Here is a 25,355-nt window from a genome sequence, read left to right on the forward strand (position 1 = left end):
TCCATGCGTTTTTTTATAACAGATGATGATTGTGCTATACGTTCAAACTTAAGCCAAATTATAGAGAGCGAAGATTTAGGAGAAGTGGTGGAGGAAGCCGAAGATGGCAGTCTATTAGAAGGACATATTTTGAATTTAAAGCAAATTGATATATTATTCATTGATTTATTAATGCCCATCCGGGATGGCATCGAGACACTTCGTCATATAAAAAGTACATTTAAGGGAAAAATAATAATGATTTCACAGGTTGAATCAAAGGAGCTGATTGGTGAGGCATACTCGCTTGGAATCGATTATTATATTACTAAACCAATCAATCGTATTGAGATATTAACAGTTATCCGAAAAGTTATGGAACGTATCCATTTAGAAAGATCGATCACTAATATCCAAGCCTCTTTAAATAGTGTATTGAATTTCGAACAGCCAAAAATTGATAAATCAAATAATTTCAATGAGAAAAGTATAAGAGAAGTGGGCGAATTCCTACTATCGGAATTAGGGATCGTTGGAGAAAATGGTGCAAAAGATTTAATGGAAATACTTCAATATTTATTTATGTATGAACGGACTTTTACTTTTAAACAGCATTTTCCGACCCTTAAAGATATCTTTGTAGAAATCACCAAAAAAAAGCTCGGTACAGCAGCTGTACAGGTTGATATCAATCGGGAAATAAAAGCTGCCGAACAGCGAATACGCAGAACGATAAACCAGTCGCTGAATCATTTTGCTTCGCTCGGTTTAACGGATTTTTCAAATCCGAAGTTTGAAAATTACGCTTCCAAATTTTTTGATTTCACAGTCGTTCGCCAAAAGATGAAAGAACTGCAAAATGATACAGCAATAGTTCTTCCTACCCGAGTAAATACAAAAAAGTTTATTCAAGTATTTTATTTCGAAGCGAAACGATTGAATCCTGATGAAATAATTAGATATAGATAATCCATGATTGAAACAATAAACTACAGTGTCAGTCAAAAAGCATAAAATCCCCTGAAAGATTTCAGGGGATTTTAGTAAGTTCTTATTTTTTCAACAATAAATACATGAAATAAGGAGCACCGATCAATGCAACCATGATACCTGCAGGAATCCCCTCTGGTTCAATTATATTACGGCCGATCGTATCGGCAAGCAGCAATAGCCATCCACCGATTAAAATGGCAACCGGAATAAATAGTTGATTTCGAGGTCCTACCAAGGATTTTGCTATATGCGGGGACATAAGTCCAATGAAGGCAATTCCGCCTGTAACAGAAACGGCAGCGGCTGCCAGTGCTACAGCCGTGATCAGCAGGACGATCCGCTCCTTTTCAATCGATACACCGACCCCAATTGCGACCGGTTCACTTAAACCAAGCAGATTCAAACGATTTGCTTTATATAAAGTGAATGGAATGAGGATGATTAACCATGGAATGATTGCCCAAATGAAAGGCCAATCCGTGCCCCATATATTTCCCGCCAACCATTTTGCGATGAAATCGACCTTCGCTCGTTCCGCTGACGAAATAAGGACAATCATCAGGCCTGAAAGCGCCATTGAAAAACCTACGCCGATCAACACTAACCGAACGGGTTCAAGGCCACTCTTTCTCTTATATGAGAGGATATATATTAAACAGGCCGTCAGTAACGCTCCGATAAAACCGACAAGCGGAACCATATAAACAAACGAACCAGCGTCAAGAGGGAAAAACAGAAAGAAAGCGGCAATGGCAACACCTGCTCCTGAGTTGATCCCGATGATTCCGGGATCGGCTAAATCATTACGTGTGATCCCTTGTAGAATGGCTCCCGACAGTGCAAGGGCCATGCCTGCTAAAAGGGTGATGATGATTCGCGGTAAGCGGACGGAAAATAATATGAATTCCTCTTTAAACGTCCCATGCCCGAAGAGCGTTGGAAACAGTCGCCCTAAAGAAAGATTGGAATATCCCGAACACGTCCCAATAATGATCGTAATGATGATGAGTGCAGTCAATGCACCTATTATCCAACGCTGTTTTTTGACTAAAGCTGACTGGATCATGAAAATGCTTTACCTCCTTTACGCACGATTAGGAGGAAGAAAGGTAAACCTATCATCGCAACAACCGCTACCACAGGTGTTTCATATGGAGAATTGATCGTACGGCCGATCGTATCGGCTAGCAGCATGAAAGTGGCTCCCAAAATCGCAGACATTGGGAGGATGAATCGATAATCCGTACCCACGATAGCCCGAACGATATGCGGGACCATTAACCCGATGAACACCATATTTCCTACAAGTGCAACAGCAGCCCCTGCCAGGAGAATGATGACCACGAAGAGAACCGCCTTTATTTGTGTTGTCTTTTGCCCTAAGCCTACGGCCACTTCTTCACTTAAGCTAAGTATGGTGAGCTGTCTGGAAAAGATAAGGGAGATTAGGATGCCTATTAAAATGAACGGAGCGATTACGCGAAGCTGCTCCCATGAAGTTCCGATATTTCCGCCCGCTGTCCACATCGATACATCTTTTGATACCTTGAAATATATGCCGACCCCTTCCGAAACGGCAAATAGGAATGCAGAGACTGCAGCACCAGCCAATACGATCCGTAAAGGGGAAAATCCTCCCTTTTTCATCGCACCGATTCCGAAAACCATGGTTGCCCCGACAGCGGAACCTATAAAACACGCAATCATGATCCCTAAATTATTAGCATTTGGAATAAATGCCAAAGTAATGGCGAGACCTGCATTGGCTCCTGCCGTCAATCCAAGCAACCCCGGATCGGCAAGTGGATTCCTGGTCATTCCCTGCATGATGGCACCAGAAACGGCAAGCGCTGCACCAACAAAGATTACCCCCACTTCACGAGGGAAACGGATTTCACGAATGATTGAAATCTTTTCACCGGTAGCATTCGATGTCAGTGCTTGCCAGACATCTTTAGCGGTAACATCAGCCGCACCAAATGCCATTGAAATAATGAACATGCCTATAAAGGCAAAGATCGCTATGATCAGTTTACTTATAAATGGGATGAAACGTTGATTTTCATTAGTCATCTGTCTCTCTCATCTCTTTTTTTATAGAATAAAAGGAGAGGAATTGGAATCCCTCTCCCTCGCAGTATTATTTTCCAAGAAAACTTTTGGAAAAGAAGTCTAATTGGTAATCTAATGTTATTGGGTCATTGAAGTAGAATTTTTTTGCATCAGCTTCATATAGTTTATTATTTTTAACGGCAGGTATGTTTTTAAACGTGTCAGTTTGTTGGAATGAATTGTCCTGATCTTTGTTATTGCTCAAAATCACATAATCACCGGCATAGTCTTTCAGGACTTCTAATGATAAGGCAAAGTAACCATCTTTCAACGCCACTTCTTTTACCTTTTCAGGCATGCCCAATTTCATTTCTTGATAAAGGATTTCCGTTCCACGGCCCCAATTATCACCGTATACATAGAACTGTTTGTCAAACTTTTCGAAAACGGAAACAGTAGCATCTTCTCCAATTTTAGCTTTAATTTCATCACCAGTTGTTTTTGCCCGTTTTTTGAAATCATCCACCCATGCTTGAGCTTCTTTTTCTTTATTCAAAAGTTTACCGATTTCTACGTGCTGTGTTAAATAGTCCACTTTTCCGTATGTATATGTTACGGTTGGAGCAATTTCCTTTAATTTATCGACATTTTTAATCGTGGATAAACCAATGATTAAATCCGGATTCAACTCGATGATCTTTTCCAGGTTTTCGTCCGTCACTTCTTCAACATCTTTTAACTCTTTAAAATTCGGGTTCATTTTAGACCATGAATCAACCCCTACAAGGTTAACATCCAAAGCCATTACGTTACCTGCGAAAGATGATAGTACTAAAACACGCTGAGGATCTGCCGGAACTTCAACAGGACCATTTTCAGATTGATATGTGATGGTACCTGATTTTTCCTTTTTGGAATCGGAGCTTTTTTCTTTTTCGGCTGACTCGTTACCACAAGCGCTAATAATTAACACTAACAGCAGTATAAACGGGATCATTATCTTTTTCATTTGTTGTCAAATCTCCTTTTAGTAAATTGTATGTACTGCACATTGGTTTGTTCGTTCGTTGATCTCGTCCGATTACCGCATCAATATGGAATACTTCCTTAAGCACTTCATGAGTGATGACTTCTTCACAATCTCCGGCTTTGACTATTTCCCCGTCCTTTAAGGCAATGATATAGTCGGCAAAGCGAGCAGCTTGGTTCAAATCATGAAGAACCATGACAATTGTGCGTCCCTGTTCTATATTCAGCCTCTGTAATAATTCCAGGACCTCCAGTTGATGCGCCATATCCAAATAGGTGGTCGGCTCATCAAGGAAGATGATTTCCGTTTCCTGGGCAAGGGCCATCGCAATCCAAACACGCTGGCGCTGACCTCCTGATAGAGCATCCACCGGACGGAACTTGAAGTCTTTCGTGCCGGTCACTTCAAGGGCCCAATCAATCACATCATAGTCTTTTTGGGTCAGGCGCCCAAAACCTTTTTGATAGGGAAAGCGCCCATATGATACGAGCTCCCCAACCGTCAATCCGCTTGCACTCTCGGGTGTCTGCGGAAGTATGGCCATTTTTCTTGCAAGGATCTTAGTGCTTTCTTTTGAGATATTCACCCCATCTAAAACAACCGTACCTGATTGATTAGGAATGATTCTGGTGATCGCTTTCAAAAGTGTCGATTTCCCACACCCATTTGAACCGATGATCGTTGTAATTTTTTTATCTGGAATTTCCACACTGAGATCTTTTACAATTAAACGTTCACCATAACCAATATTCAAATTCTCTGTATATAGGCGAACCATTTTTTAACCTCCATTTACTGAAAAATAGGTAAGTAAAAACTCAAATGAAAATGATTATCATTATCCACTACTTAATTACTATAATTCTATCTAAATATATTGTCAATGGTAATTTCATGGGTATATAAGAAGAAAACCTGACAGGATTTTTGGGGCAAATCCGTATTACCGACTGACAAATGAACACAATAAAAGACCCCGGGGGCACTTCCGGGATCTTTACTGTTTGGCTCATACTCAGGACTTTGGCAAGAATACTCCTAATAGGCCATTTCATTAATCAATGTTTCTTTAATCCTTGCTTCTCAACATAATCTTTCATGTACAGCCTGCTTTTCTTTCCAAGCATTCCAGCCATTTGCCCGGTCCAGGTGTCTTTTCGTTTACCTTTAGTCCGAAGCTTGTAATAACTGGAAATCGTTTCATTATACCCCTCAAGTTGTCCGATGAACTCTTGCTTATCCTCCTGATATCCATTTTCATGATAGATATTGGACAGCGGCAAACGCGGCTTTTTATCCGAACGGTTTTTCGGATATCCGACCACTAGAGCGAATAATGGTATAACGCGATGCGGTATATTCAAAATCGCTGACACTTCCGGGAGATTATTGCGGATCCCGCCTATATAGCAAATGCCAAGATCCATCGATTCTGCCGCCAATGCTGCATTTTGGGCCGCAAGGGCCGCATCAATACAGGCAACCATGAATTTCTCGGTACTTTCAATCGATTCGGACAGATCCGTGTTTTCCATTTCGGAAACCATATCCTGACGATATAAATCGGCGCAAAAGACGAATAGATGTCCATTCTTCTCTACATATGACTGTGGTCCGGCAATTTCAGCAAGCTTGGCTTTCTTTTCCGGATCGGTTACCCCTATGATTGAATACGCTTGAATATAACTTGAAGTCGATGCTGCTTGGGCACATTCCACAATCGTATTGATTTGCTCCTCAGACAGTATCTTGTCCTCAAAAGAACGAATGGAACGGTGATCTAAAATCTTCTCAATAATGTTATTCAATGCTCCCACCCCTATAGAATATGTAAAGTAAAGTATCCATCATCGGGGCTGAAATGCCCCCGATGATAGAATTGATGAACCTCAACCTTTTGTTTTCAAATCCAATTCACGGTAATTTTGCTGTCTCAGTGCTTCATAAACCAAGATGGCAGCCGTGTTCGACAGATTAAGGGAACGTACTTTATCCGTCATTGGAATCCGCAGGCACCGATCCATATTTTCTTGGATCAACTCTTTCGGGAGACCCGTCGTTTCACGGCCAAAAATGAAGTATATCTCACTGTCTTGGTCACTGTAGTCGAAGCTGGAATGCGGCTGCTCCCCGAATTTCGTCAAATAATAAAATTCACCGCCGGCATTCCTTTCAAAAAATTCCTCTAACGAATCATAATAATGAATCTTTACATTCTCCCAATAATCGAGCCCGGCCCGTTTGAGCTGTTTGTCATCCGTCGAGAAACCGAGCGGGCGAATGAGATGTAAAGACGTATCCGTCCCTGCACATGTTCTTGCGATATTTCCTGTATTTGCTGGAATCTGTGGTTGATATAAAACTACATGTATTGACACTTCATTTTCACCTCTAGTTTGAACTTCACCTTAATTATAGCATTAAACAAAAAAGACTAAAAACCAATCACCCTCCATCCAAAATCACAAAGAATTTATAAACGATGTTCGGTGTATATCTGGTTGAATCCTCATATGTCCAATACCGGTGACGGCTGTTCATCGTATGTGCATTCACAAGCGGCATCCCGTCCTGATCCTTAGCCGTTACGATCAAGTTATGATCAAACCGTCCGTCCCCTTCGAAGTCTATGCAGAGGATATCACCCAAATTCAATTCCTTTGCCGACCCCACCTGCTTTGTCCTGATGGCATTCCCGGCTTTAAGCAGATGATATAAAGAATGGGCCGTCGTCCATGTGTAGCTCCAGCTTTTCCCTCTTATCCACCAGCCCTTATTTTTATTTGGCGCCCCCCACATAGGTATTCCCCCTGCATGTAAACATTGTGAAATGTAATTCGTACAATCATCAGTGAATTTATAATAAGCGGGATTGAATTCGTTCCACCAACGCTCGGCATATTGGACTGCCTTCATTCGATCATACTTATATGCGAGACGATCTGCGCCTGGATCACATTTTGGCGGTGCCTCTTCGGATTCAAAGCTGGGAATCAGCTCACGTTCATCCACTATATACCCATTTCGAAACCGTGCCTCCCTTTCTTCCATTTCTTCTTCTATATAAAATGAATCTTCCTGTTTCAATAAATATTGCAGATGCACATGATATGTCAGGACTGTATCACTGTCTTCCTTTTTCTTCGAATGTACCTTGCCTGCCGCATTCACCCGAACAATTTCGGCAGCGCGGTTCCTCATCATTTCCTTCTTCAAATGTAACTTCCTTTCACCCCGTTCCAGATCATCGGAAGTATAAAACTCCACCCTCTCTTGTAAAAGGCGTTGCAATTGTTCCCTCAAGTTCATGCCCTCCTTCTTACCATCTATGCTAATGTGTATGTACGAGGGCATGGACAAAAACACAACTTCATAAATGTCGGAGTTTCAATCCTATAACCATAATGAACCTTTTTATATAGATTTTCCTTGAAGGCACCGGAATATTTCAAGCAAAAAAGCCGCCCCGTTATATTTACAGGGCGGCTTCATTTTAGATATCATTTTGTTTCCAAGGTAAACTGCAGTCCTTTCTCAATTTCCGCCAGTACCTCTTCATCCATTTCCTTCATTCGTGCTTCCTCCAGAATGGAAACGGCCTGCTCCCGGCCAATTTTCCCAACTGCCCAGGCCGCCGTCCCCCGGATGACCGGCCGCGGATCATCCTTCATGACCCGTATCAATTGAGGCAATGCCGTTTCGTCCTTGAAGTGGGCCAATGCTAAAATGGCATTTCGTTGGATTGGTTTTTTACCGCGCCAAGAGCCGGATACATGGCCATATGTCTCTTTGAAGTCCCGATTTGAAATCGTAAGCAGGGGTTTCAACAGCGGTTTCGCCAACTCGGGGTCGGGTTCCATTTCTTCATGAAAATGAAAATCCATTCCTTTGTTTTTCGGACAAACGGTCTGACAAGTATCACACCCATACAAACGATTGCCTATTTTCGTCCTGAATTCATCCGGAAGGAAACCTTTTGTCTGCGTTAAGAACGCAATGCAACGCTTGGAATTTAGCTGCCCTCCCTGAACAAGCGCACCAGTCGGACAAACATCGACACATTTATTGCATGTTCCGCATTGATCTTCCATCGGTTGATCCGGTTCAAATGGCAGGTTGGTAATCATGTCTCCCAAGTATACATAAGAACCGAATTCAGGTGTGATGATCATACTGTTTTTTGCACTCCAGCCAATTCCTGCACGCTCAGCAACTGCCCTATCTGATAATTCGCCCGTATCAACCATGGACTTTGTCATTGCCCCTGGCACCTTATCTTTAATGAAATCCTCAAGTAACTGCAATTTATTACGAAGGACGGTATGATAATCCGTTCCCCAAGAAGCCCGGCAAAAGATCCCGCGGCGATCACTTTTTGTACTTTGCGGAGCATCCTTCAATTTCGAAGGATATGCAAGCGCAATCGAAATGATGGATTGCGGTTTATCGAATATCAATTCTGGCCTTACCCTTTTTTCTATATCGGCTTCTTCAAACCCTGACTGATAATCAAGTTCCTGTTGACGTATCAGCCGACCTTTCAGTTCAGTGAAAGCCGTGGCCGATGTAAAGCCGATTTTATCGATGCCGATTTCCTTACTATATAAAATCACTTCTTGCTTGAATGAGTTCATATCCATATTAATCACCTACGTTCATTCAGTATTCACATTGAAGCTTGAATCCATTTCAAACCATTGCTATCTATGATAAACTAATTGCAATCATTTTTGGAGGTGAAACGGTTGGAAATTACCGTATCAGCTAATCTTAGCAGTAAAATCCCTGAATTCAAAGTCGGGATCATTACATATGAAAACATCGAAGTAGGTCCCTCCCCGCAAATGGTGAAAGGAAGACTTCAATTATTTCAGGAAGCTCTTTTCTTCGACCTTGAAGAAAAGGAATTGACCGACTTTTCCGGCATTAAAGTGTGGCGGGAAATTTTCAAGGCTACAGGAACAAACCCGTCACGGTATCGTCCCTCCGTGGAAGCCCTTTACCGCCGCATAAAAAAACAGAATTACTTGACACCCATCCATTCGGCCATCGATTTGAATAATTTCTTCTCCCTGTTATATGAAGTTCCGATCGGCATTTATGATGCTGAAAAATTATCAGGAGACATCTCGATTAAGATTGGCGAGGTGTCAGATGGTTATGATGGTTTGAACGGCCGCTTGAATTCCATGGAAAATATGATTACTTCAGCCGACCATGAAGGCCCATTCGGTAGTCCTTACGTTGATTCAGAACGCACGAAAGTCACCGAAGAAACGAAAAAAGCCATCCAAATCATTTATTTACAACCCAATACTTCAACCACGGAAGCAAATCAGTTAACGAAATCCTTGATGGAAATGTTCCTTGAAATTCACGGTGGTGAAGGGACTTACTCAATTATAGAAGGATAATTAAATCGAACGGATATAAACCCTTTCCACAATCGGAAGGGGTCTTTTCATTATTGTTCCAATTAATAAAACCAGTCCGCTAGTATCAGCATCAAGGATCACCTAGTCTTAAACTTGGTTCGGGATGAGTCTAGCCTACGGTTTTTTCTTAAATTACATTCCAGTTGATTCCACAAACCCGCTCCCTTTCCGCCGACTGTCTGCCAAGCCCCCTCGCCTTAAACGCCTCCCGGGTCTTTTGCTATCCAGTTTACATGGTTACTTTCTGCCTTTCGAATAGATAATCATCGATGGCTACATAGCCGGGCATGCCTTTCGCTTCCCCATTAACAAAAAAGCACAAACTTAGTCAATCTGATTCTACTAACGTAGTTAATCACATTGACTAAGTTTGTACTGTATCGAACCCCCACACACTCCCGGATGGAGGATAATCAAAAATTAAAAACTCCATTTTTCGGGTATAACATACTGTATTACCGCTTCGATAAAATGCAGGCAATTTGGACAATAAAAAAATCCCACTGTAAACAGTAGAATTCTTGTAATAATATTTAAACGCAAAGCTTCGTTCTCCAGGTAACGAAACCCTACGTTATGAGTATGTATTGGAGCGGGTGAAGGGAATCGAACCCTCATCATCAGCTTGGAAGGCTGAGGTTTTACCACTAAACTACACCCGCATATCCTTGTAGAAGTTTGTCGAATTACCAATCAACAAAATTAATTATATAGTTTAATGTGAAAAAATGCAATAGTTCTTTTAAAAAAAATTAATAATTAGCGTATTGTAACGTTAATATATTCATTCACTCTAGTAAAAATGTTAAAAAGTCCCCTGATTCAGAGAACTTTTTCAACCTATCTGATGATTTAAGACCAAATGACTTCCATTAAACGCGGATAAACCTGCTGTGCCGTTTCAAGCAGCATGATTAACTTCCTGAACGCCAGATCAGGTTCGATATCCCCCTCAATGGAGTATGAATAACGAATGGATATGGTCCCATTTTCTTCATACAGCTTGGAATATCTAAAATTGGCATTATATTCATTCAACAGTGTATGTACTTCCTGTTTCTTTTCAGGATTCTTCAACTCGGCGACATTAAAGCAAAATAAGTCCGCCACATTTTCATCTTGATTGAAAGCAAATACTAAAAGGACCTTCCACCCGTCCTTTAACTTTTGCTCAGCTCTAAAAAAGGTGGTGCCATCTTCATTCAACTCATTCATATAGATTTTCTCACTAGTTAAAAAATCGCGAAATTTAGCAACGTTTGACATGGTTCATCACCTTTCTGTTTGTAAGTACATTTTATAATGAAAACCTGCATTTTTACAGACTTTTCTATTATCCTGCCAATTTCATCCTAATAGGGGCGACATTAAAAGGAAGGGAGTCAAAATGAACTCCCTTAATAGATTGATTGGCCAGTTGCTTCTCCGCAAAACTGAAGCGCTTCTTGCAGGTCCAAAATTTCTTGGCGGATTTTGGAGTATCCTTCAATTTCAGGCACTTCTTTATTCGTAAGTGGTCGACTTTTATCTGCCGCTATCGCCATGGTTTCGAAAACATACAGCACCTGAGCAAGCTCCCGCTGTGAAAGGACTGGCCGTTCAGATAATTTCAAACTGGCATTTAGATAATAGCCCAACTGTTCTATCGAAAATATAACGGGCCAAAGAGATTCCAATCTAGCTTTGTTTTTGAATATCTCACCAAGTGATGCATTGTAGACCATTAATAAATTCACGATATTCGTTTGCATTTTATTCCTTTCGCTGCTTTCATCAATTGCAAGGTCATTATCTTTTTCAGAGAACGCCATCAATAGTAACTGCCCCTGGCTGCGAATCGTTTTGGCTATCAAATGATTGAGAAGACTGGATGCCGAACGACTTCCAAGTATCACCGACCCAATAAGACCTATCAAGCTTCCAACGATGATATCGGTTATCCTTACAGTCGCAAAAAAACCAAAATCATAGCTTTGAGATGAATATTCCGCCATGATCAATGCTGAAGGGGTAAAAAACATTGCCGCCAATCCATAATTTCGAACGATGAAAAGCTCTGTAATGAATGTCAAAGATAAAATGATCAGAACGATGATGTACTCGTTATGAACGGCTGCTAGAATTAAACTTGCTATCAGGAGTCCGATGACCGTCCCGAAAGTCCTTTGGACCGCCCGATGGAATGTGGCAATGATGGTCGGACCCGACATAACGGCCGCACAGGATAAGGGTATCCAGTACGAACGGTTAAAATTGGCGGAATAGGCGATGATGGCCGCAATGGTAAGGATTGTTCCATATCGAACGGAAGAGAGGAAAACAATTGAATTCTTATCGAAAGCCCCAAGAAAAATGGTTTTTAAAGAAGGTTTGGAGATGGTTGCTGCTTGATCGATTTTCTGGACAGGTTCATTCATGATGGCATCTGCATTATAAAGCTTCATGAATAACCCTTCCACCTCATCCGTCATTTGGTCAGGTTGAAGGATCTTTTTTTTATTCTTTGTTTTAGATGCAATGGCACCAGCCAAGGCACGAACGGATTGACCTAATTCTGGCGGCATCACGATTTTTTTGTTCAAGGAAATTTCCATAGCATCCAGGAATATGGCATTGGCATGTTCATTCAATAGGTATAATCGCTTCAACTCATTTGGATTTCGCCTGTTTGAAAACCCGGCTAACAGTGTATCTTCAGCGTGTTTCATCGCCAATACCGTTCTCTGTCTTGCTCTTCTGAATGTCTCGGTGCCCATGGAATCAAGGAATGCCCCCAATTCCCTGTACACCTTTTCAACCGCAAGCGATTCTGGTCCATGAGGGTTGAAAAACCAGCCTAACATACAAATTATCCAAGATAGTGCCCCACCCATTAAAACAAGCCCACCACGCAATGGGGCCAGACTTTGGTCAATGGGCATGCCTGTCGCAAGCGCAAAGCTCAAAACGAAGAATACCGCCGAAGGACCGGTAATCCTTAAAGCACCAAATATAAAAAAAACACTGGCCCCGATGATTCCCATCATTATGGCTGTTCCCAATTGGTATGGAGCCAATAGCGTCCCGAAAACAACAGATAAAGCAAGACCCACCATCACAAAGAAAATCTTTTTAGCTCTTTGGTGATACGGTTGGTTAAAAACGTATAAATAAGTGAAGCCTCCTATCCCTGCAAGTAAACCGTACGCTAAATTTCCGAATAATAAGCCAATGAAAACAGGTAGTGCAGCAGCTATGCCTGCACTTAGTGCTTTTATCCAAGGAAATGGATTCTTTTTTATTTCAAAAGCCTGTTTAAATGTAGTATGTATTGTATCCAATTTCTTAGATTCGGAAGGGTCCTTATTTTCACTCATTTTCAGTTATCCTTTCATTGAAGATTCCAATAACACTTTCGTGAAGGCTATGTCAGTTGAAGTGACTTCAATAATTAATATCCTTCATATGGTTTAAGAGATACCACTAATATATATTACTTAAAAGGAAACGGCCTTTTCCCGATTGAATATCGAGAAAAGGCCGCTTTTGTTATAAGCTGCTTAAAAATCACTACAAATGACCTTCCTCAGCTCCATAAAACTTATAGTTGAGCGAATTCGGGTTCCGCAACTTTTACAAGCTGTTTACCGAGGTTCGTTCCCTTAAACAAACCTAAAAATGCATCCGGTGTGTTTTCGAACCCTTCAATAATCGTTTCTTCATACTTCAGCTTTCCTTCTTGAAGCCACTTACCTAATTCCGTAGCACCCTCCTGGAATCTAGCGGCATAATTTCCAACTGTGAAACCTTTCATTAGTGCACTGGTTTTGATCATCGCCGACTGCAGACGCGGTCCTAGATCTTTTCCTTCCGCGTTATACGAGGAAATCGCTCCGCATAATGGAATTCGGGCATTCGCATTCAAAAGTGTAAAAACAGCATCGGACACCTCGCCGCCCACATTATCGAAATAAACATCGACTCCATCAGGAACAGCATTGGCTAAATCTGTCGCAAAACTATCACTTTTATAATTTACGGCTCCATCAAACCCGAGCTCTTTCGTTAAGTACTCAAGTTTTTCATCCGAACCAGCGATGCCAACAACCTTCGCACCTTTAATCTTAGCAATTTGTCCGACTACTGAACCAACTGCTCCAGCCGCTCCTGAAACGACTACCGTTTCACCTTCTTGAGGTTTACCAATATCAAGCAAACCAAAGTAAGCAGTTAAACCGGTCATTCCAAGAATCCCTAAATGAGTTGTGACCGGAGCCACCTTGGGATCGATCACGCGGATTTCCTTTTCGGTGACAACTGTGTATTCTGCCCAGTCGATATTCCCAACAACGACATCCCCTTGTTTGAAGGAATTCGATTTGGACTCAACAACTTCAGCAACAACGCCTCCCGTGATGACCTTATTCAATTCAAATGGAGCAATATATGATTTCGTTTCTTGCATTCTGCCACGCATATATGGATCGACAGATAAATATAGTGTACGTACTAAAATCTCATTATCCTTCGGTGTGGGAACTTCACTCTCAACAAAGTTAAAATCCCCTTTCGAAGGCATACCTTTCGGACGGTTTGCCAGGGTGATTATTTGTTGTTTGGTTTGTGTCATCATTGTTCCTCCTTGGTTTTGAATACGTAATTTCGAAAAGAAGCGTATCACTGATGAAGTTCATAGGTCAAAGAATATGATTGGCTATTGCTTCCATAACAATCTTTAGCCTTTCCTGAAAACCCCAAACTTGCTATAGCCTATTATGTCCCATGTTTTTCATTTCAATATACGGTTCGCTCCCCTAAAAAAATATAACGGCCTTTCCCCGATTGGATACCAGGAAAAGGCCGAAGCTTGAAATACTCTATTTTTATTGTCTGCTTGGCAGGGCTACTGCCTCTTCTTCTAATGAACTAATTCGTGGATAGTCTACATCAATTTTGCAATGAACATCGTCGCAATTCCAAAGTAAATAAGTAACGAGAGTATATCATTCAGTGTTGTAATTAGCGGACCAGAAGCAACTGCGGGATCGATGTTGAATTTATATAATATCAAAGGAATAATGGTCCCAGCTAAAGTCCCGATAATCAGGGTCATCACCAACGAACTTCCAACCACTAATCCCAGAACAGGATTTCCCTGCCAAACATAAGCTATGATGGAAATTAATATTCCACAGGTGATGCCTATTATCAAACCAACTTTCAGTTCCCTTATAATAAGTCTGGTCACGACTCCTTTATCCGTATCACTAGTGATTAGGCCTCTTACAACAACAGCTAAAGATTGAGTACCTGTATTTCCAGTCATCCCTGCGATCATCGGCATAAAGAAGGCAAGTGCAACAACTTTGGACAATGTTTCTTCAAAACCGCTTATAATGGTTCCAGACACTAAACCGATAAATAAAAGTAAAATAAGCCAGGGCAACCGACGATATGCGGCCACGTGCGCCTTCGTGTCAAAGTCTATAGCTTTACCGGATGCCGATAATTTTTCAATATCTTCATTCGCTTCCTTAATGACAATATCAATAATATCATCGACGGTTACAATTCCTAATAACTCATTATTTTTTTCAACTACAGGAATTGCCAAAAAATCATATCGCTCAATGACACGAGCTACCTCTTCTTGGTCTTCATATGCAGATACGGAGATAACCCGGCTATACATAATATCTTGAATTTTTTCAGATTCATCATGTATTATTAAATCCCGATATGAGACAACACCTACTAATTTTTTATCATTATCTATTACATAAAGATAGTTGATCGTTTCCGAAAACTCCGCAAAGATTTTCAGTTTTTCAACTGATTCACGCACCGAATAATGTTGGGGGATCCATACGAAACGGTTTGTCATTATTCGCCCTGCCGTTTCAGGGGGAAAATTCATGATATTTTGAACGATTTTTGATTCTTCCTGTTTCATGCCTGAAAGAAGTTCTTCGATTTTTCCAGGGGACAGGTCCTCTAACAATGAAGCTAGATCATCATTATCCATTAAATCCATTACATGGCCGGATTTCTCTATTCCCAATTTACCAAGAATTTTTAATTGATGGACTTTCTCAACTTCTTGAATCAGTTCAGCGATTTGTTCTGAATCAAGTAATAACAAGAAACGTGTATGGTGTTTTTCTGGGAGCCCCTCAAAAATTCGCGCAATGTCATACGGTTGAAGTTCTTCCAATATTGCTTGAAATTCTTTCTTTTTACCTTCTTTTAAAACCTTTATGATCTGTAAAGTCATTTGATCTTCCGTCAGGACTTTAATCATCTTGTCACTCACTCCTTTTTAGGGGAGCCAAAAAATATTTCCCTTAAATATTAAGAGTAAAAAAATATTATTATTCCCCTTCCAAAATCTTGTTTCCATTCACGAGTAAGTCGTCGTGAATAGTTATCCAAATTCCCCACCTCCAGGAAAAAAATAAAAACACCTCCATTACAAATGAAGGTGCTAAATACGGTATATATGCGTTCATTGTCTGGATGACAAATACAAACAGTCGTATATGACTGAATGACAAATACAAGCATAAATCCAGTTCCTCCATTCGTAGAGCTTTAGCACTGTGTGGCATAGGACAAAGCCAGCTACATTAAAAACCACCTTATGTCGATGGTTTCTGTTGACCCATTGGCGTCTTTCGACATTTTTGGGCAGTAGCGTATCTCCTACACAGGAGCCTCACCTAACGAGGATATTTAATTTACACATCCACTCTAAAAGAGTTTCTTTTAGATGTCAATGTTTGATTCAAATAATTTAATTTCGGCCTGATTTCCCGACCTTTATTGAAAACAACACCGACTTTTGAGCCCCGATTAAAATGGTTTGATTGAATGTCCCTTCGATATTTTTTTGAAAAACCTCCCTTTTCACAAAAGATAAAAGTAGAAAAACAAATGCGACCACAAGGGAAAATATTGGAATTTTATATTGGAACTTACTTATAATGAAGACAGATATGAATGACTGAAACAACAAAACACGTTACATGTCCTAATAAAAAATATCCTCTTATCTCTAATTATTTTAAGAAAGGAAATTGCTCAAATGAAAAGATTTTTGCCGATTATATGCATTATCGTAAGTGCTGCTGTATTAATGGTAGGTTGCAGGGCCAAGGACGAGGTACAGGTTGAAGAGAAATCGAAGGAAGTGAGCTCATTGAAAGCTATTGAAGGCAGATGGGAAGGAAATATTAAGATCCCAAATCAACCGCTTCCGATCATTGTTCATTTTACGAAGAAAGATGGAACGATAAGCATTCCTGTACAAGGGTTGAACGAATTCCCCTTAACAAATGTAAGGTTAAGTGAATCAGACTTGTTTTTTGATATGAAAATCCAAAATCAGCAAATTACGTTTGATGGGAAAGTAAATCAGGAAAAAATTTCAGGAACATTTGTTCAAAAAGGGCATGCCTTCCCCTTTGAATTGCTCAAAAAATCCAATCAGGCAGTTGAAGAAAAAGAATCAGGTGAAATCGTGCAGGCCGACTTAAAGAACGGAACCATTAAAGGCCTTTTAGAAACACCAAAACATGGAGGGCCTTTTCCTGTGATGATAATAATAGCGGGTTCCGGTCCGACCGATAAAGATGGTAACACCATTGGAAATCCCGGAAAAAATAATAGTTTGAAAATGTTAGCCGAGAGTCTTGCAGAAAAAGGGATTGCAAGCATCAGGTATGATAAGCGAGGAATTGGTGAAAATATGCAATTGGCTGGAAAAGAAGAGGATCTGAGATTTGAACAGTATATTGATGATGCAGCTGCTTGGGTCAAGTTTGCCAAAAAGGATGGCCGTTTTTCCAAAGTTGGCATCATCGGCCATAGCGAAGGCTCTTTAATTGGAATGGCAGCCGCGAAGAAAACAGAAACAGACATATTCATTTCATTAGCGGGTGCAGGCGAACCTATTGACCAAGTACTCATCAAACAGCTTGAAGAGCAGCTTACACCGTCGTTATTAACGGAAACCAAAGATATACTCGCAAAGCTAAAACAAGGAAAACAAGTCGAGACGGTCAGTGCTGATTTGCAGAGTGTATTCCGTCCGTCCGTTCAACCTTACATGATTTCTTGGATTCAATATAACCCGTTAGAAACAGTAAAGGAACTGAATACCCCTGTTCTGATCGTAAACGGCAATAGAGACATTCAGGTGCCGGCAACTAACGCAAAAGCGTTACATAAGGAAAAAGGCGATTCTGAATTACTAATACTCGAAAAGATGAATCATGTATTGAAAGAAGCACCTGCAGATCGAGCGGGAAATCTAGCAACCTATACAAATCCTGAACTACCATTATCCCCTGGATTGATGAGTGGAATCATTGAATTTTTAGACAAAAATGACATCACCAGTAAAAATACCAATTGAGAATGGTGCCTCCCCAGGGTTTACAAAGATCACCCAAATGATTCTCGTGCCTACAATATTTGGATGAATAATCTTTTTAAGTTGTATCATCTTAGCCCTGGGTATCCCATAAGTGTTTGTATTAATAATAGAAATGAAAATCATTTAGAATTCCCTGATAATATCGATATTATAGAATTGAATAGTTTAATGAATGAGTGAAAAGTACTTTATATAACTAAGTAAAAGTTAGATAAAAAAGGCAGAATAGGAATAATTCTGTCTTTTTTTATATTTTCTTCGAGATATTCTGCCCCACTTTTGAACTATAAGCTAATATTCTTTTTTGAAAGTGCATGAAAAAAAGCGCTTATTAAGTAAGAAATAACAGCAACCAGAAAAGCTCCCTCATATGAATTAATGGTACAAGTGAAAGTAACTGTGAAGTAAATATTCTACTGACCCTTCATAAAGTACATACCAAAATCCCAAAATAGCAAGCGAAATATATTCTATCGAGACAATTATTGAAAATACTGTCCACTTAAAATAGCCTTGCTTCATAAACATGGCATCAGTTGGCAATGGTGAACGATCCTTTTTCAACAAAATCGTACATCCAGAAAAACAATGGCAGGTAATCTAACAAAGAGGAAGATTTTGTATAAATTCATTAGTATAATTGATGAAATTACAATAAGAAAGGAAAGATCACGCATGCATGCTTTAAAAAAGAATGCCACATGTATCCTTGAAACCATTTATCTGTATATGCTTTTCTTTTTTTCAGAGCTACAAACTACTACTGCAAGCTTTTTTAAAATAAAGTAAGAATTATGTAATTTAAACCTCATGAATGTACTAAGTTAAAAGATCCTCTAGTTTCCGAACATTCCCTTACGATTATTTTATCTTCATAATTAGCACTTTCAACAATCATAACAGCCATTTTGTACGCTTTGTCTAGGTAAGATCCCTCAGGCGAAATGACAATTTCCCTTACTTGTTCCAGATGATAAACTGTAAGGCCCGACATACGTTTTAAGACTTTAACTCAGTCCCCTGTAAAACCAACCTGACTCGATATACAGCTGTGCCCTTTTTTCAACAGGTAATGATTATTCTACCTATTCTCCTTACTGAGCTTCCTTAATAGCCGTGAATGAAAATATCATTTGGATAAAGATGTTCCTTTCAAGTGAGAAACATAAGTTCACCAAAAAGGGACAAACTGTATTTGAAAAAAGAAAGGAGATGTGAGACATGACAAAAAAATTCAATAAAGGCAGCCGTAACCAAAATTCACCGCAATTACACGGACAAACCCCTGTTAGTGGGGACAACAGCAAAGGAAATAAAAGAAATAAAGATCAGAGCTCTAAATCAGAGTAACTAAATTGAAACAAACCGGCCATATTCAGACCGGTTTGTTTCATTTGCAGGCAACCTTTTTTTGTTATTGGACAGAAAGCGATCAAATAGAACACTTTTCATAGGTCATTTTCCCCCTTAAATCCAAAAAGGGCGAATCTGAATTATCCTGTGTCCACTGGACCAACTTTGATTCCAAAAAGCCAAATTCATTAAAAATGTTCCGAACTGTAACTGGAGTGCCGAAAAACAGCCCCCCAGAAAGTTTTAATTAGAGGGCCGTTATATCGGAAGTGAATATAAAAATCATGTTGAGTTAGCTTATTCGATTCTTTTGCCTTAGGATCTTCTGCTCTACAATCAATCCTTTTGAAGATAATCGAGGTGATGCATTGGCAAATTGGCTAGAACCAATTGAGGGCTTCCAACCATTATTAACAGGTTCCTCGGATGTGGGAGATGTTAGTTGGATTGTTCCTACTGCCCAATACATAACAGCTTGTTTTGTTCTGGGGTCCCCTTTGCAAAGCTGGCGGGGGTTACACTTTGGATCAACATCCATTGCCCATAAAGGAATGCTTCATGCCGGCAAGGTTATTGCGGCCACTGCAGTAGAAGTACTTCAGAATCCTGAGTTAATTGAAAAGGCAAAAACGGAACTAAAAGAACGATAATTATGTTCCCAAACCAACACCTTCTACTCCTCAGGCATGGTTTCTATCTAACTGTTGTATAAGTTGATTGGAGAGGAAGGCACAAGACTCCTACGGGGAAAGCGCATCTAGGAGAGTCCCCGCAGGCGCATGCCGAGGAGGCTCCCTGACCGACCGCGGTGAGCGGAAATCAACGTCCAAACTGTACAAGCCATTAAAGGGTCTCGGGAAACTTATCTTTCAGTAAATGATGTTCCCGAAATAACTGGCCTAATTGTTTTACCTAGATTAAACAACCAGCGTTTTATTAAAAAAGGCGACCCTTCTTGAAGAAGAATCGCATCAGTCATAGAAACGGAAGTATGGGTACTGCATTGTCCTGTCATGAACAAGCCTGCCTTTTATCTTATCGCTATTAAATCAGTTGCCCTAAATGTTTCTTCGCGTCGTAATCAACAAGTTCTTCATCCCGCTTAATTCGTGCCAAATAATCCGGGTTGGCGATAAGCGGACGTCCAATCGCCGCAATATCAATGATGCCTTTTTCCAGGGCGGCTTCTGCTGTTTCGGGATCAAGCCCCCCCACACCAACTATAATTCCATCCCAGTGGCAGCGTACCAATTCATGCATGGTCAATCCTCTTGCAATCGGTTTGGTAAATTCCATCGTGGATGGGTGGATCATTTTGACTCCTGTTTCATTGAACGCTTCAATAAATGTTTGGATCGCTTTTTCAGGATCTTCCCACATATAAGACGGCTGGTCAATTTTCAAAGCCGAGAAACGAATAAGGGTGCGTTCCACTCCTACCGTCTCAATAACTGCTTTTAGCACCTCCTTCATGAATGTCAGACGCTGTTTTAAATCACCACAGTACCGATCGCTCCTTTTATTCGAAGTGTCAGAATTGAACTGGTCTATTAAGTAGCCGTGTGCACCATGAATTTCTACGCCGTCAAAGCCAGCATCCATTGCATTCTTTGCAGCTTGTTTATATTGGTTCACAACTTCTGCAATATCCGTCTCTGTCATTTCTTCAGGAATGTCAAAAGGTTTGCCAAACCGTGAAACCTTTCCTTCCGCAGCAATAGGTGACGGAGCCTGCGGAGGAAGTCCTCCTGCAATTTCATGATGGCTTGCACGGCCCACATGCCAGATTTGCGCAATAATCGTTCCGCCTTCTGCGTGTACTGCTTCCGTTACTTTTTTCCACCCGTCGATTTGCTCTTGAGTATATATTCCGGGAACCCCAGGATTGCCCTTTGCTCTTGGTGAAATCACTACACCTTCAGTGATGATAAGCCCGATTCCATCTTGTGCCCTTTTTCGGTAATATTCTACGGTCAGGTCATTCACAACACCCGTTTCGTTTTCGGCAAACGCCCGTGTCATAGGAGCCATTGCCGTTCTTGTTTTTAAGTTCCATGCACCTATTGTTACAGGTTCAAACATTTTGGTTTTTATTGTATTCATTTGAATTCCTCCTGTTAACCGCTTTACCTAGGCTAAATTTTCGTAACTATTACTGTGTAAGATTATCCGATAAGTGGTTAATTTTCAAATAATTCACTCTGTTTTTATAGCAATCGATGGAATATGGTAAAAAAGACCAATGAAAAACGTTTTATTCATCATGCTTTTTTTCAAACAAAAAAAGCCAGACAGAGAAAATCTTTCCCTGCTGGCTATCTTTTTTCATTAATATCTTATTAGTCTCGTGCTGTCCTGATAAAAAACGACACGATCAAACCAATGATTGCAAGGACAAGACCGAAAATAAAGGCATCTTGGACGCCTGCAGTCAAAGAACCGCTGATGGCAGATGGATCGAAAGGATCTTCTGCATTTGCCATATAATTTTTTTGGGATGCTGACATGATTGTAATGGCAACGGTTGTACCGATGGCCCCCGATACTTGTTGCAATGTATTCATGAGTGCCGTTCCATCCGGATAAAGATTTTTCGGCAGTTGATTCAGCCCATTTGTCTGGGCAGGCATCATGACCATCGAAACGCCAATCATAAGGAGGGAATGCATGACGACTACCATGATGATCGAAGTTCCAGTGGTTACGTTCGTCAAAGTCCATAACATGACAATCATGATAATGAAACCTGGGATAACTAACCCTCTTGGCCCGAACTTATCAAAAATGCGCCCCGTAACCGGAGACATGATACCATTAAGAACTCCACCCGGTAATAGTACCAGCCCAGCAGAAAACGCAGCTAATGCAAGCCCGGTTTGCAGGTATAACGGTAAGAGAATCATGGATGACATGATGACCATGAAGGTGATGAAGACAGTTATTAATCCTAACGTGAACATCGGGTATTTAAAAACGCGCAAGTCAATCATTGGTTTATCCATGTTGAATTGTCTCACAGCAAACAGGAATAGCGCTATAAGTCCAACAATGATCGAGGATAGAACTATCGCATTGCTCCATTCTTGCTCTCCAACAATACTAAAGCCATAAACAATTCCCCCAAAACCAATGGTCGATAAAATAATGGATGGGACATCGATTTTAGGTTTAGTGATTATTGAAACGTTTTGCATATACTTGAGACCGAATAGTAAAGCGATCACAAAGAACGGCAAAGACACCCAGAAAATGTAATTCCATTTTAGATTTTCAATAATCAAGCCTGAAACTGTCGGTCCGATGGCTGGGGCAAACATGATCACCAGCCCCATCAATCCCATTGTCGCTCCCCTTTTATGAATAGGGAAAATCAATAAAATGGTATTGAACATGAGAGGTAATAAAAGACCCGTTCCGATTGCCTGGATGACACGGGCTAGCATCAAGATGCCAAACCCAGGTGCAATTGCAGCAATGAGCGTCCCAATGATGGAGAACACCATTGAGGCAATGAATAATTGACGAGTATTGAACCACTGAATCAAGAGTCCCGAAACGGGAACCAATATCCCCAATGTCAATAGGTAACCCGTTGTAAGCCATTGCACGGTTGAAGGACTGACATTGAATTCTTGTATTAAATCCCCCAGCGCCATGTTTAATGCCGTCTCGCTGAATAACCCAATGAACCCTGCAATTAAAAATGCAATTAAAATGGGGGTCGTTCTAACGACTGGATTTTGTTGCTGTGTTGCATCTGCTGACATAAAATGATTCCTCCAATTACTAACTGTTCGACCTAAGCTTAAGATAATTTTTTCGCATGACTTATTTCTTTATCAGCAATAATGGTATCTGTTCCGCAATGGCTTGGAGAGGTTCTCCGTTTTTCGCCGTTAAGGATAAAAGGATACCACCTTCAATTAAAGCATTAATTACGATACTCAATTCTTTTGCCCGTTTTTCACTGAATTCCGCCTCGAGTAACTTCTTCACATATATGGATTGCCATTCTTCTATCGCTTCTTGACAAGCCGTTCTTATCTGCTCACTCGTCGTATATGTTTCCGCTGCAATCGTCCCGATGGGCAGACCTAATAGATTTTCACTATCACCAAAAACCTCGGATAAATGAAAAATATGAGACTGAATGGCTTTGATAGGGTCTTCGATTTCATCAAATCCCCGTTTAATTTCATCTATCACGAATTCTTTTGTATGAATAATCGCCTCGATCGCCAATTCTTCTTTGCCTTTCGGAAAATAATGATACAGCGAACCTTTTGGGATACCACTTTCCTCAATAATGTCCTTAAGCCCTACACCGTAATATCCTCGTATACGAAAAAGCCGGGAAGCAGCTTCAATAAGAATGTCTTTCGAGTTTCGTTTTTCTGCCATAGCTGGATCACTCCTTGAAATTATATCAACCGGTCTATTAGAGACTATACTTGTATATCATTGTTTTGTCAAAGATGATACCTAAATAGTGCTCGGTCTTTATGTTTTTTTTGCAATCCTCATTGGATTGAAGAAATTTGCGACACTCCTGCCGAATAACTGGCTAGCCGAGACCCCACAGGCGCTTGCGCCGAGGAGGCTTGACAGGCAGTCGGCGGAAAGGGAGCGGATTTCTGAAATCAACTGAACCTTTCAAATAAAAAACTGCAGGCAAACTGAGTTTTCATCGAGTTTGTCTACAGTCTGAAGAACACCTCCTAATGGTGTTCTCTGCAAGTTTAATAAATCGAGAAAATCAATACCTTCTATAAACAACCCGCTACTTTTTTAAACGCTTCCATTATTAATCAAAATAATCAGCCGGCCTTCATTATCTTCAAGGATTCTTGTCATGATTTTTGAAATCAAGAATAGCAATTACAAACATGCCAAAGCTTAGCATTAGGGAAATAACTTCGAAAGTACCCATTCATACATCGCCTCCTTATATCCAGCATTTCCTGATCAGAGATTGTCCTATACAAGAAAAAGATGAAGCAGCGGCTTTTAAACAAAAAAAGCAAACCCAATCCGGGTCTGCCCTTGTACTTCATTCTTATGATCGATCGTTGAAACTTTCTTTTCAAAAGACCGTTTGCTGTTAATAACCAAGTTTTTTTTCTACAACATTCATTAGGGGTTTACCTTCAGAAAAAAGCTTTAAGTTTCTCAGGAATAATTCCATCACACGATCTAGGTGTTTGGATGAGTTGTAAGCATTATGTGGGGAAACCATGACATTTTCCAACTGCCAGAAAGGGTGGTCCTTAGGTAAAGGTTCTACTTCAAATACATCTAGAGCCGCTCCTGCAATGTGCCCATTGCTCAAGGATTTGATTAAATCTTCATCTACAATCGTATTACCACGGCCGACATTAATTAGATAGCTGCCTTTTTTCATTTTATTTAAGCGTTCTTTATTAAAAAAGGCTGAGGTATCCTTTGTAAACGGGAGTGCCAAGACGACAAAATCGGACCTGGAAAGGACATCATCCACTTGATCCATACCCATTATCAAATCAGCAGGTTCATATTCTTCGTTCCTCTTGGAGGGATTCCGGCGGCACCCAATAATGGTCATGCCCAGTGCTTTACATCTCTTTGCTATCTCATAGCCAATATCACCATACCCAATTATCCCCACTATCGCATTTTCAAGATCTTTCACTGGAATTTCAACCCAAGTTTTGTTTATTTGATTTCTGATCATTGTCGGTACGCCTCTCGCTAAAGAAGATAACATCGCAATTGTATGCTCAGCAATCGGGACAGACGTGCAGCCTTTGACATTGGTGATGATGACATCGCTGTTTTGTATATCTTCATTCAGCATGGCCTCAACTCCAGCACTGTCTGAATGGACCCATTTAATCTCTGGAGCTTTTTTTATAATGTTAAGATTATCATGAAGCCCAAGCGTATAAATTACATCAAACTTTGATAAATCAACTGTTGGCTGTGGTTCGGGCTCGCCGAATTCCCATGGCTCGACAACAACTTCCGAACAAATCTCCTTAAACTCATTGATGTATTTTTCCGGTATATCGACCCTGATATAAAGTGAAGGTGCTGTTTTCTTAGAAGCGGACATTATAAA

22 protein-coding genes, 1 tRNA gene and 1 riboswitch are annotated in these 25,355 nt (G+C 40.5%); of the genes, 5 read left to right on the plus strand and 18 right to left on the minus strand.

Annotated elements, in window-relative coordinates:
• The first annotated feature begins 3 nt into the window (after window positions 1-3).
• The gene (locus tag ACIQYG_RS08340) at window positions 4-948 is read left to right on the plus strand and encodes a response regulator (RefSeq protein ID WP_402836972.1); all 945 of its coding nucleotides are present in this window, start codon (window positions 4-6) and stop codon (window positions 946-948) included.
• 82 nt (window positions 949-1,030) lie between these two features.
• Here ACIQYG_RS08340 and ACIQYG_RS08345 read toward each other — a convergent pair whose 3' ends face one another.
• The 8 genes from ACIQYG_RS08345 to queG form a co-directional block, all read right to left on the minus strand.
• Window positions 1,031-2,038, minus strand: a complete 1,008-nt coding sequence (locus ACIQYG_RS08345; RefSeq protein ID WP_402836974.1) for a FecCD family ABC transporter permease — start codon at window positions 2,036-2,038, stop codon at window positions 1,031-1,033.
• On the minus strand, window positions 2,035-3,045 hold the full coding sequence (locus ACIQYG_RS08350) for a FecCD family ABC transporter permease (RefSeq protein WP_402836976.1): 1,011 nt from the start codon (window positions 3,043-3,045) through the stop codon (window positions 2,035-2,037). Before ACIQYG_RS08350 ends, ACIQYG_RS08345 begins: the two co-directional genes overlap by 4 nt.
• Window positions 3,046-3,112: 67 nt before the next feature.
• Window positions 3,113-4,033 (minus strand): iron-hydroxamate ABC transporter substrate-binding protein, encoded by a 921-nt coding sequence (locus tag ACIQYG_RS08355; protein WP_402836978.1) that lies wholly within the window; start codon window positions 4,031-4,033, stop codon window positions 3,113-3,115.
• On the minus strand, window positions 3,984-4,832 hold the full coding sequence (locus ACIQYG_RS08360; RefSeq protein ID WP_402836980.1) for an ABC transporter ATP-binding protein: 849 nt from the start codon (window positions 4,830-4,832) through the stop codon (window positions 3,984-3,986). Before ACIQYG_RS08360 ends, ACIQYG_RS08355 begins: the two co-directional genes overlap by 50 nt.
• Before the next feature lie 280 nt (window positions 4,833-5,112).
• On the minus strand, window positions 5,113-5,862 hold the full coding sequence (nfsA, locus tag ACIQYG_RS08365) for an oxygen-insensitive NADPH nitroreductase (protein ID WP_402836982.1): 750 nt from the start codon (window positions 5,860-5,862) through the stop codon (window positions 5,113-5,115).
• Window positions 5,863-5,943: 81 nt separating this feature from the next.
• Window positions 5,944-6,432 (minus strand): tRNA (uridine(34)/cytosine(34)/5-carboxymethylaminomethyluridine(34)-2'-O)-methyltransferase TrmL, encoded by a 489-nt coding sequence (gene trmL, locus ACIQYG_RS08370; RefSeq protein ID WP_283901001.1) that lies wholly within the window; start codon window positions 6,430-6,432, stop codon window positions 5,944-5,946.
• A 67-nt stretch (window positions 6,433-6,499) separates the two neighbouring features.
• Window positions 6,500-7,357 (minus strand): amidase domain-containing protein, encoded by an 858-nt coding sequence (locus ACIQYG_RS08375; protein ID WP_402836985.1) that lies wholly within the window; start codon window positions 7,355-7,357, stop codon window positions 6,500-6,502.
• Window positions 7,358-7,554: 197 nt separating this feature from the next.
• Window positions 7,555-8,694: a tRNA epoxyqueuosine(34) reductase QueG gene (gene queG / locus ACIQYG_RS08380; RefSeq protein WP_402836987.1), complete on the minus strand. Its 1,140-nt coding sequence runs from the start codon at window positions 8,692-8,694 to the stop codon at window positions 7,555-7,557.
• A 105-nt stretch (window positions 8,695-8,799) separates the two neighbouring features.
• Between queG and ACIQYG_RS08385 the strand changes: the two genes are divergently transcribed.
• On the plus strand, window positions 8,800-9,468 hold the full coding sequence (locus ACIQYG_RS08385) for a B3/B4 domain-containing protein (protein ID WP_402836989.1): 669 nt from the start codon (window positions 8,800-8,802) through the stop codon (window positions 9,466-9,468).
• Window positions 9,469-10,077: 609 nt separating this feature from the next.
• Here the strand turns inward: ACIQYG_RS08385 and ACIQYG_RS08390 are convergent.
• The 5 genes from ACIQYG_RS08390 to mgtE all read right to left on the minus strand — a co-directional run bounded on the left by ACIQYG_RS08390 (window position 10,078) and on the right by mgtE (window position 15,769).
• Window positions 10,078-10,151: transfer RNA gene (locus ACIQYG_RS08390), tRNA-Gly, on the minus strand.
• Window positions 10,152-10,341: 190 nt separating this feature from the next.
• Window positions 10,342-10,755: a YbjN domain-containing protein gene (locus tag ACIQYG_RS08395; RefSeq protein ID WP_402836991.1), complete on the minus strand. Its 414-nt coding sequence runs from the start codon at window positions 10,753-10,755 to the stop codon at window positions 10,342-10,344.
• A gap of 131 nt (window positions 10,756-10,886) precedes the next feature.
• Window positions 10,887-12,845 carry an FUSC family protein gene (locus ACIQYG_RS08400; protein WP_402836993.1) on the minus strand — a complete coding sequence of 653 codons (1,959 nt, stop codon included), beginning with the start codon at window positions 12,843-12,845 and terminating at the stop codon, window positions 10,887-10,889.
• Window positions 12,846-13,069: 224 nt separating this feature from the next.
• Window positions 13,070-14,098 carry an NADP-dependent oxidoreductase gene (locus ACIQYG_RS08405; protein WP_402837188.1) on the minus strand — a complete coding sequence of 343 codons (1,029 nt, stop codon included), beginning with the start codon at window positions 14,096-14,098 and terminating at the stop codon, window positions 13,070-13,072.
• Window positions 14,099-14,410: 312 nt separating this feature from the next.
• Entirely contained in the window at window positions 14,411-15,769 is a 1,359-nt protein-coding gene (gene mgtE, locus ACIQYG_RS08410) for a magnesium transporter (protein WP_402836995.1), read from the minus strand.
• Between the two features lie 267 nt (window positions 15,770-16,036).
• A riboswitch (M-box (ykoK) riboswitch) is annotated at window positions 16,037-16,202 on the minus strand.
• A gap of 350 nt (window positions 16,203-16,552) precedes the next feature.
• Here mgtE and ACIQYG_RS08415 point away from each other — a divergent pair.
• The 3 genes from ACIQYG_RS08415 (at window position 16,553) to ACIQYG_RS08425 (ending at window position 19,908) form a co-directional block, all read left to right on the plus strand.
• Window positions 16,553-17,884: an alpha/beta hydrolase family protein gene (locus ACIQYG_RS08415; protein ID WP_402836997.1), complete on the plus strand. Its 1,332-nt coding sequence runs from the start codon at window positions 16,553-16,555 to the stop codon at window positions 17,882-17,884.
• Window positions 17,885-19,126: 1,242 nt separating this feature from the next.
• Window positions 19,127-19,255, plus strand: a complete 129-nt coding sequence (locus ACIQYG_RS08420; protein WP_258832991.1) for a hypothetical protein — start codon at window positions 19,127-19,129, stop codon at window positions 19,253-19,255.
• Window positions 19,256-19,626: 371 nt separating this feature from the next.
• On the plus strand, window positions 19,627-19,908 hold the full coding sequence (locus ACIQYG_RS08425; protein ID WP_402837000.1) for a hypothetical protein: 282 nt from the start codon (window positions 19,627-19,629) through the stop codon (window positions 19,906-19,908).
• A 394-nt stretch (window positions 19,909-20,302) separates the two neighbouring features.
• Here ACIQYG_RS08425 and ACIQYG_RS08430 read toward each other — a convergent pair whose 3' ends face one another.
• From ACIQYG_RS08430 to ACIQYG_RS08450, 5 genes are all read right to left on the minus strand, one after another.
• Window positions 20,303-21,361: an alkene reductase gene (locus ACIQYG_RS08430; protein WP_402837002.1), complete on the minus strand. Its 1,059-nt coding sequence runs from the start codon at window positions 21,359-21,361 to the stop codon at window positions 20,303-20,305.
• A 236-nt stretch (window positions 21,362-21,597) separates the two neighbouring features.
• Window positions 21,598-23,025 carry an MDR family MFS transporter gene (locus ACIQYG_RS08435; RefSeq protein WP_402837004.1) on the minus strand — a complete coding sequence of 476 codons (1,428 nt, stop codon included), beginning with the start codon at window positions 23,023-23,025 and terminating at the stop codon, window positions 21,598-21,600.
• A 61-nt stretch (window positions 23,026-23,086) separates the two neighbouring features.
• Window positions 23,087-23,659, minus strand: coding sequence for a TetR/AcrR family transcriptional regulator (locus ACIQYG_RS08440; protein WP_402837006.1), 573 nt, complete (start codon window positions 23,657-23,659; stop codon window positions 23,087-23,089).
• 436 nt (window positions 23,660-24,095) lie between these two features.
• Window positions 24,096-24,188 carry a putative holin-like toxin gene (locus ACIQYG_RS08445; protein WP_220126990.1) on the minus strand — a complete coding sequence of 31 codons (93 nt, stop codon included), beginning with the start codon at window positions 24,186-24,188 and terminating at the stop codon, window positions 24,096-24,098.
• 171 nt (window positions 24,189-24,359) lie between these two features.
• Window positions 24,360-25,349: a D-2-hydroxyacid dehydrogenase gene (locus tag ACIQYG_RS08450; RefSeq protein ID WP_402837008.1), complete on the minus strand. Its 990-nt coding sequence runs from the start codon at window positions 25,347-25,349 to the stop codon at window positions 24,360-24,362.
• Window positions 25,350-25,355 lie beyond the last annotated feature (6 nt).

Origin of the sequence: Peribacillus sp. NPDC096622 (genome assembly GCF_044762665.1) — a bacterium.
In the GTDB taxonomy this organism is placed as follows: domain Bacteria; phylum Bacillota; class Bacilli; order Bacillales; family DSM-1321; genus Peribacillus; species Peribacillus frigoritolerans_B.